Here is a 6,264-nt window from a genome sequence, read left to right on the forward strand (position 1 = left end):
GGCGCGACCCGCCCGGCATCTGCCCGGCGCGCTCGCGGAAGAAGCGCTTGACCATGCGATCTTCCAGACTGTGGAACGTGACCACCGCCAGGCGACCGCCCGGCTTCAATGCGCGCTCGGCCGCAGCCAGCCCCTCGGCCAGTTCGTCCAGTTCGCGGTTCACATGGATGCGGATCGCCTGGAAGGTCCGCGTCGCCGGGTCCTTCTTGTCATGCGGGCGATAGCCCAGCGCGCGGCGGACCACGGCGGCCAGCTCGCCGGTGCGGGTCAGCGGACGCGCGGCGACGATCGCCTGCGCGACGCGGCGCGAGCGCGGCTCCTCACCATAATGATAGAGGACGTCGGCGATGGCGGCTTCATCGGAGGTATTCAGGAAGTCGGCCGCCGACTCGCCCGCCTGCGCCATGCGCATGTCGAGCGGGCCGTCACCCTGGAACGAAAAGCCCCGCTCCGCCTGGTCGAGTTGCATCGAGGATACCCCGATATCCAGCACCACACCGTCAACGCGCGCCGTCAGCTCCTGATCCAGATTGGAAAATTCACGGTGGATCAGGGTCAGGCCCGGCTCGACGGCGACCAGCGCCTGGCCGTTGGCGATGGCATCGGGATCGCGGTCGAAGGCCACGACCTTCGCGCCCCGACCCAGCATCGCGCGGGTATAGCCGCCCGCGCCGAACGTGCCGTCGACATGCGTCTCGCCGGGCAGGATGGCGAGCGCGTCGAGCACTTCGTCGAGAAGGACGGGGATATGCGGGGCGTCGGGAAGCGCACTCACAGGGCGATCCCCTTTTCCTGGCAGTGGAAACGCGCGGCCGAGATCATCTTGGACGGCAGGCCCGGCGTCTCGACCAGGGTCCTGGGATCCCAGATTTCGATATAGTCGAACGTGCCCCAGAAAAAGGCATGGCCGGTGATCCCGGCATGAAAGCGCGGAAAACCCGGCATGATGAAACGACCCGACCCGTCAAAGGGCACGGCCTCGCCATTCGCCAGGTCGCGCTTGATGTTATAGTCGATGCGGCCGTCCGGCCCGCGCGACATCTCGGTCCGCGCGTCCAGTTCCTTCTTCAGCACGGCAACATAACCCGGATCATAGGCGATCAGACAACGCTCGGTTTCATGGACCGCAATGATGATGGTCCCGCCATCTTTTCCGTCGGGGCGCGGCGCATTTTGAGCCAGCGTAGAGCGGAGCGCATTAGGGATGGCAACGCGGCCCTTGTCGTCGACAAGGCCAATGCCACTTCCCTGATACAAACCCCTTTCGGACACGCCAACCTCGCACATGGCGCGCACGGCCTCACCGTTTCAAAACACGACCATCGCCGCATTCCGACCATTTCTGGATCACAGTGAGCCTGCCCCTCTGTTAGCTTTCGGTTTACCGATAGCAGAACCGGGAGGCAACGGGATTTTTGGGGAGAAACGGGGAAATCGAGTCTGAACCCGGGGTTATGCGACCAACCGCTGGTCGTTTGACGGGAACGCCGCCATCGCCGCTCTGCCGGAAAATGCCGGATTTCCGCCGATCGGGGCGCTTTCCCCGGATTTCCCCGGCCCCGACGGCATGCAAAAGCGATCACGGTTGAATTAACTTTTATTAAGCAAAAAGCCCGATACGGCCGCGAATGCCCCGCGGCGGCGATGATCGCCCATCGGACAAGAACGCGCCCGTCAGTCCGGGCGGGATCCGCAATCAGCGTGCGGGGTCGGCCGGTGCCTGCGTGTTCACGGGCGCGGGGGCGACACCCAGTTCGGCCAGCGGCTCGCTGGACGACGGGGCGGCGGCGTTCGCCAATGTCATGTCGGCGACCATGTTCGACTGCGCCGCGCCGGCGACCGTCGCAGGCGGCTCGTCCCGGTTCAGCGAGCCCAGGATCGTGCTGGCGATCGCGATCAGCAGGATGACGGCGGCCAGGCCGATCATGCCGACTTTCACGCGCTGCATGATATGATGATGGTCGGGTGACTTCATGGAACTCGGTGACACTATCTCGTGCGCCGCCTCATGTCGACCTCCAGCGCGCGCCGTCAAGTCGCAAAGGGGCGGCGACTATAGCCCCTTCTCGGCCCGCCACGCCGGATTGTGCAGCGTGGAGAGGTAGCGAAACCCGGTATCGCACAAAATGGTTGCGATCCGCTTATCAGGCCCCAAGGCCCTGGCCAGCGCCACCGCGCCTGCGACATTGATACCAGAGGACAGGCCCAGGCACAGCCCCTCCTCGCTCAACAGCCGCTGCACCCAATACCAGCCTTCCGCATCGGATAGACGAAACTGGGTATCGATCGGCGCACCTTCCAGATTGGCGGTGATCCGTCCCTGCCCGATCCCCTCGGCGACCGAAGAGCCTTCGGACTTGAGTTCGCCATGCGCATAATAGTCGTACAGGGCCGCCCCGTGCGGGTCGCTCAGCGCGATCGTCACCGATTCGTCGTGCGCCTTCAGCCCCAGGCCGACCCCGGCCAGCGTGCCGCCGGTTCCCGCCGCGCAGGTGAAGCCGTCGATCCGGCCGCCCATCTGGTTCCAGATTTCCTCGGCCGTCCCGACGATATGCGCCCGGCGATTGGCGATATTGTCGAACTGGTTGGCCCAGACCGCATTGTCCGTCTCCTCGGCGATCCGGCGCGAGGTGTGGACGAAATGACAGGGGCTGGAATAGGGCGCGGCGGGCACGAGGACGAGTTCGGCGCCCAGCGCGCGCAGCGTGTCCATCTTCTCGCGGCTCTGCGTCTCGGGCATCACGATGATCGTGCGATAGCCCTTGGCATTGGCGACCAGCGCCAGGCCGATGCCGGTATTGCCCGCCGTCCCCTCGACGATGGTGCCGCCGGGTCGCAGCAGCCCGCGCGCCTCGGCATCCTCGACGATGAACAGCGCCGCGCGGTCCTTCACGCTGGCGCCGGGATTGGCGAATTCGCACTTGCCGTAAATGTCGCAGCTCGTGGCCTCGCTCGGCCCCTTCAGGCGGACGAGCGGGGTGTTGCCGATCAGGGCCAGCGTGTCGGAGATCACTTCCATGCCGCCTAGATGGCCCCTGCCCCGCCATCGGGCAAGCCAAGCCTTGCTTGCCCCCCGCCAAGCATAAGGAGGGAGCGCTCACGGCCGACCGGCAAAATGTTGGGCCTTGGGCCACGTTGACGCACAGGTCATGCTTGACGCCGGGTTGCTGCATTTGCGAAGCACCGCCCCGCTATGAAGAGCCTCCTCCCCCTCATCGTCGCCGCACCGCTGCTCGCTTTGGCCGCGTGCAATTCCAAGCCCAGCCAGCCCGAGGTCGTCGACACCAATCCCGACCCGATGGCCAACGAGCTCGCCAACCGTGCCCCGGTCGAGCTGCCGCCCGCGATCAAGGCGGACAAGACCTTCCGTTGCAAGGACAACAGCCTCGTCTACGTCACCTTCTTCCAGGGCGACAAGCAGGCCAATGTCCGCCTGAAGGAAGGCGAAACCCCCGTCGTGCTGAAGGCGCCCGCCGCCGGTGAGCCGCTGACCGCCGAGGGCGGCTGGAAGATGACCGGCGACGAAAAGGCCGTCACCTTGACCACGCCGAAGAAGGCCGCGCAGGTCTGCCACATCTGATGTGCATTCCATCCGTCCCTGGCGTCGCTTGATCGACGATAAGGACTTGATCGAAAACCGGCCGGCGGGGATATCTCCGTCGGCCTTTTCTTTGGGCCATGTCGGGAGGTCGGAGAGAAAAGCCGTGGCCGCGATCGCGATCTACAGCCTGAAGGGGGGCGTCGGAAAGACCAGCATGGCGGTCAATCTGGCCTGGTGCGCCGCCAGCCTGTGCGCGCGCCGGACCCTGTTATGGGATCTCGACCCGCAGGCTGCCTCGACCTGGCTGCTGGGCGGCCCGGCGCGCGGCGACCGGGCGCAGGCCGTCTTTTCGCGCGACATTGCCGCCGAGCGGCTGGTTCGCCGGACCGACATTCCCCGCCTGTCGTTGATCGGTGCCGATGATTCGCTTCGTGGCCTGGACCATCTGTTCCACACGATCGAAAAGAAGAAGCGGCTCGGCAAGCTGATCAACGGGCTGGACGATTATGACAGCGTGATCCTGGACTGCCCGCCCGGCCTGACCGAGACGACCGAGCAGGTGTTGCGCGCGGTCGACCTGATCGTCGTGCCGGTCGTGCCCTCCGCGCTCGCCACCCGCGCGCTGGAGGTGGTGGACGGCCATGTCCGGGGTCGCGTACCCCTGCTGCCCGTGCATGTCATGGTCGACCGCCGCCGCCGCCTCCACGCCGAGGCGCTGGAGGCGCATCCCGACTGGCCGGTCATTCCGATGGCCAGCCTGGTCGAGGCGATGGGCGAGCATCGCGCGCCCATCGGCGCCTTCGCCCCCCGCAGCAGTGCCGCCCAGGCCTATGCCGATCTGTGGCGCAGCGTCGAACGGCGGCTGGCGGGAGGATGAGCCGCCGCGACGACCCCGGCCCGCCCGAACGGCTGACCCCGCATCTGGTGCTGGGGGCCTATGCGGTCGGGGTGTTCCCGATGGCGGACACGCGCGACACCGATCATGTCTATTGGGTGGAGCCGCGCAAGCGTGCCGTCCTGCCGCTCGATGGCTTTCACCTGTCGCGCTCGCTGCGCAAGACGGTGGCGAAGGACCGGTTCCGCGTCACCGCCGACACCGCCTTCGAATCGATCATCCGGCTTTGCGCGGAGAGCGTTCCCGACCGCCCCGAAACCTGGATCAACTATGCGATCGAGCGGGTGTTCATCGACCTGTTCGACATGGGCTTTGCCCATTCGATCGAATGCTGGGACGGCGACGAACTGGTCGGCGGTCTGTATGGGCTGGCGCTGGGCCGCGCCTTTTTCGGCGAATCGATGGTCAGCCGCCGGACCGATGCGTCCAAGGTGGCGCTGGTCTGGCTGGTCGCACGGTTGCGCGCCGGGGGATACAGCCTGCTCGACTGCCAGTTCCAGACCAGCCATTTGTCGACCATGGGTGCGGTCGAGATCGGGCGCGAGGATTATGTCGCGCTGCTGTCCGACGCATTGGCGGGCGTGGTCGCACCGGGCGCTTCCGCTGCGGGCGTATCGGCCTCGGGCGATTTCGCCGCGCTCGACCGCTTGGGGGCGGTGCCGGGCAGCGAGGCCGGGACCGTCTCCGGCCCCGTTTCGGGCCACGACATCGTGCAGCTCTTGGCCCAGACGTCATAGACCGGGTGGAGCACGACGTTGAGCGCAGGCCGCTCCTTGTACAGCCAGCCTGAAAAAACCCGCTGCCACCGCTGATTGGCGCCACGCACATCCAGTTGGACGAACGCGCCGGTCAGTTGCTCCGGCTCCCACGACGCCGTCTTCTCGCAGGCGCGCAGGCGCACCACGACATCGCCGACGCGAACCGCCTGACCGGGTTTCAGCGTCAGGTCTCGCGAGACACCGTTGCGTTTGTTGAGCAGGCCGATCACCGCGACGCGCTCGGCCATCGGAGTCCCGCCGGTGGGCAGGTTCGTTTGCGCGCCATCGACCGATTCGATCCCCGACGCGGCGCCTGGGCTGTCGGGCAGGATCTGGCTGACTGCCGATTCGGCGGAGTTGCCGCCATGATCGGTCAGCGCCTGATAGCCGAACCAGCCGCCGACCCCCAGCAAGGCGACCAACGCACCGCTGGCCAGCCAGCGCGACGTCTTCACCCCTCGGGGGTCCAGGCTTCGTAGTCGCCGGTCGCGGCCTGGCGCTGGCCGCCCTTTTCGAGCGCACCCGAGGGGCGATAGGCCATGGCGGTGCCGGTCATGTTCGGAATGGCAGGCTTCTGCCACGCGCGACGCGGCGGCAGCGAGCGGTCGGGCACATCGTCGACCTGATGATGCAGCCAGCTGAACCATTCCGCCGGAACCCGGCTGGCATCGTTCGAGCCGTTATAGATCACCCAGCGCCGCGCCCGGCCAGCGGTGTCGACACCGCCCTCATAATAGATATTGCCATGCGCATCCTCGCCAACCTGCGCCTTGCCGCGCAGACCGAACCAGGTGCCGATGGTGGCGCCGTTCCACCAGGTGAAGGGATTGAGGTTGATGCCCATGTCGCGCCGTGTAGCCCGGCTGTCGCCGCCCTTCAACCGCGTTCATGCCTGACGGAGGTGAGGGCGTGGTCGGATAGACCTGACAAACGCCCCTGCCCACGCTTGAAGTGAGTTTGGGATAGAAGGATGGTCTCGGTGAGACACACTGCCCTCCCCCAGCCCCTCCCGCCTGCGGGAGGGGAGGAGCGCGGGGCAACGCGACGCCCTCTTAAGCCCCTCCTCCCGG

At 66.6% G+C, this 6,264-nt stretch carries 9 protein-coding genes and 1 pseudogene; 4 read left to right on the top strand and 6 right to left on the bottom strand.

The annotated features are described in order from the left end of the window. Nucleotides 1-775, bottom strand: a 775-nt coding sequence (gene rsmH / locus SP5_RS18095) for a 16S rRNA (cytosine(1402)-N(4))-methyltransferase RsmH (RefSeq protein ID WP_042491463.1), incomplete at its 3' end; no start/stop codon positions are given. Further along, nucleotides 772-1,074 carry an MraZ C-terminal domain-containing protein gene (locus SP5_RS19840; RefSeq protein WP_241823631.1) on the bottom strand — a complete coding sequence of 101 codons (303 nt, stop codon included), beginning with the start codon at nucleotides 1,072-1,074 and terminating at the stop codon, nucleotides 772-774. The genes rsmH and SP5_RS19840, both read right to left, overlap by 4 nt. A gap of 45 nt (nucleotides 1,075-1,119) precedes the next feature. Here SP5_RS19840 and SP5_RS19845 point away from each other — a divergent pair, with 45 nt between their 5' ends. Further along, nucleotides 1,120-1,356: a hypothetical protein gene (locus tag SP5_RS19845; RefSeq protein ID WP_241823632.1), complete on the top strand. Its 237-nt coding sequence runs from the start codon at nucleotides 1,120-1,122 to the stop codon at nucleotides 1,354-1,356. A 340-nt stretch (nucleotides 1,357-1,696) separates the two neighbouring features. Here SP5_RS19845 and SP5_RS18105 read toward each other — a convergent pair whose 3' ends face one another. Together SP5_RS18105 and SP5_RS18110 are read right to left on the bottom strand one after the other, a co-directional pair. Next, entirely contained in the window at nucleotides 1,697-1,975 is a 279-nt protein-coding gene (locus SP5_RS18105; RefSeq protein WP_245613544.1) for a hypothetical protein, read from the bottom strand. A gap of 78 nt (nucleotides 1,976-2,053) precedes the next feature. After that, entirely contained in the window at nucleotides 2,054-3,019 is a 966-nt protein-coding gene (locus tag SP5_RS18110; RefSeq protein ID WP_042491464.1) for a cysteine synthase A, read from the bottom strand. Between the two features lie 174 nt (nucleotides 3,020-3,193). Between SP5_RS18110 and SP5_RS18115 the strand changes: the two genes are divergently transcribed. The 3 genes from SP5_RS18115 to aat all read left to right on the top strand — a co-directional run bounded on the left by SP5_RS18115 (nucleotide 3,194) and on the right by aat (nucleotide 5,173). Then, a complete protein-coding gene (locus tag SP5_RS18115; RefSeq protein ID WP_042491466.1) occupies nucleotides 3,194-3,580 on the top strand; it encodes a hypothetical protein in 387 nt (128 codons plus the stop codon). A gap of 124 nt (nucleotides 3,581-3,704) precedes the next feature. Further along, nucleotides 3,705-4,418, top strand: a complete 714-nt coding sequence (locus tag SP5_RS18120; protein ID WP_042491467.1) for a ParA family protein — start codon at nucleotides 3,705-3,707, stop codon at nucleotides 4,416-4,418. Continuing rightward, a complete protein-coding gene (gene aat, locus SP5_RS18125; RefSeq protein ID WP_042491469.1) occupies nucleotides 4,415-5,173 on the top strand; it encodes a leucyl/phenylalanyl-tRNA--protein transferase in 759 nt (252 codons plus the stop codon). Before SP5_RS18120 ends, aat begins: the two co-directional genes overlap by 4 nt. A 35-nt stretch (nucleotides 5,174-5,208) precedes the next feature. Here the strand turns inward: aat and SP5_RS18910 are convergent. After that, nucleotides 5,209-5,442: pseudogene (locus tag SP5_RS18910) on the bottom strand (DUF2155 domain-containing protein); the annotation flags it as partial. 203 nt (nucleotides 5,443-5,645) lie between these two features. After that, a complete protein-coding gene (locus tag SP5_RS18135) occupies nucleotides 5,646-6,038 on the bottom strand; it encodes an NADH:ubiquinone oxidoreductase subunit NDUFA12 (protein WP_042491471.1) in 393 nt (130 codons plus the stop codon). Nucleotides 6,039-6,264: the final 226 nt, after the last annotated feature.

The sequence above is a fragment of the Sphingomonas parapaucimobilis NBRC 15100 genome (assembly GCF_000787715.1).
Classification (GTDB): domain Bacteria; phylum Pseudomonadota; class Alphaproteobacteria; order Sphingomonadales; family Sphingomonadaceae; genus Sphingomonas; species Sphingomonas parapaucimobilis.

Bases quoted from the DNA above. Each gene is read 5' to 3' on its own strand.
- SP5_RS19845 (WP_241823632.1), top strand. From the start codon at position 1,120: ATGGACCGCAATGATGATGGTCCCGCCATCTTTTCCGTCGGGGCGCGG.
- SP5_RS18105 (WP_245613544.1), bottom strand. From the start codon at position 1,975: ATGAAGTCACCCGACCATCATCATATCATGCAGCGCGTGAAAGTCGGC.
- SP5_RS18110 (WP_042491464.1), bottom strand. From the start codon at position 3,019: ATGGAAGTGATCTCCGACACGCTGGCCCTGATCGGCAACACCCCGCTC.
- SP5_RS18115 (WP_042491466.1), top strand. From the start codon at position 3,194: ATGAAGAGCCTCCTCCCCCTCATCGTCGCCGCACCGCTGCTCGCTTTG.
- aat (WP_042491469.1), top strand. From the start codon at position 4,415: ATGAGCCGCCGCGACGACCCCGGCCCGCCCGAACGGCTGACCCCGCAT.
- SP5_RS18135 (WP_042491471.1), bottom strand. From the start codon at position 6,038: ATGGGCATCAACCTCAATCCCTTCACCTGGTGGAACGGCGCCACCATC.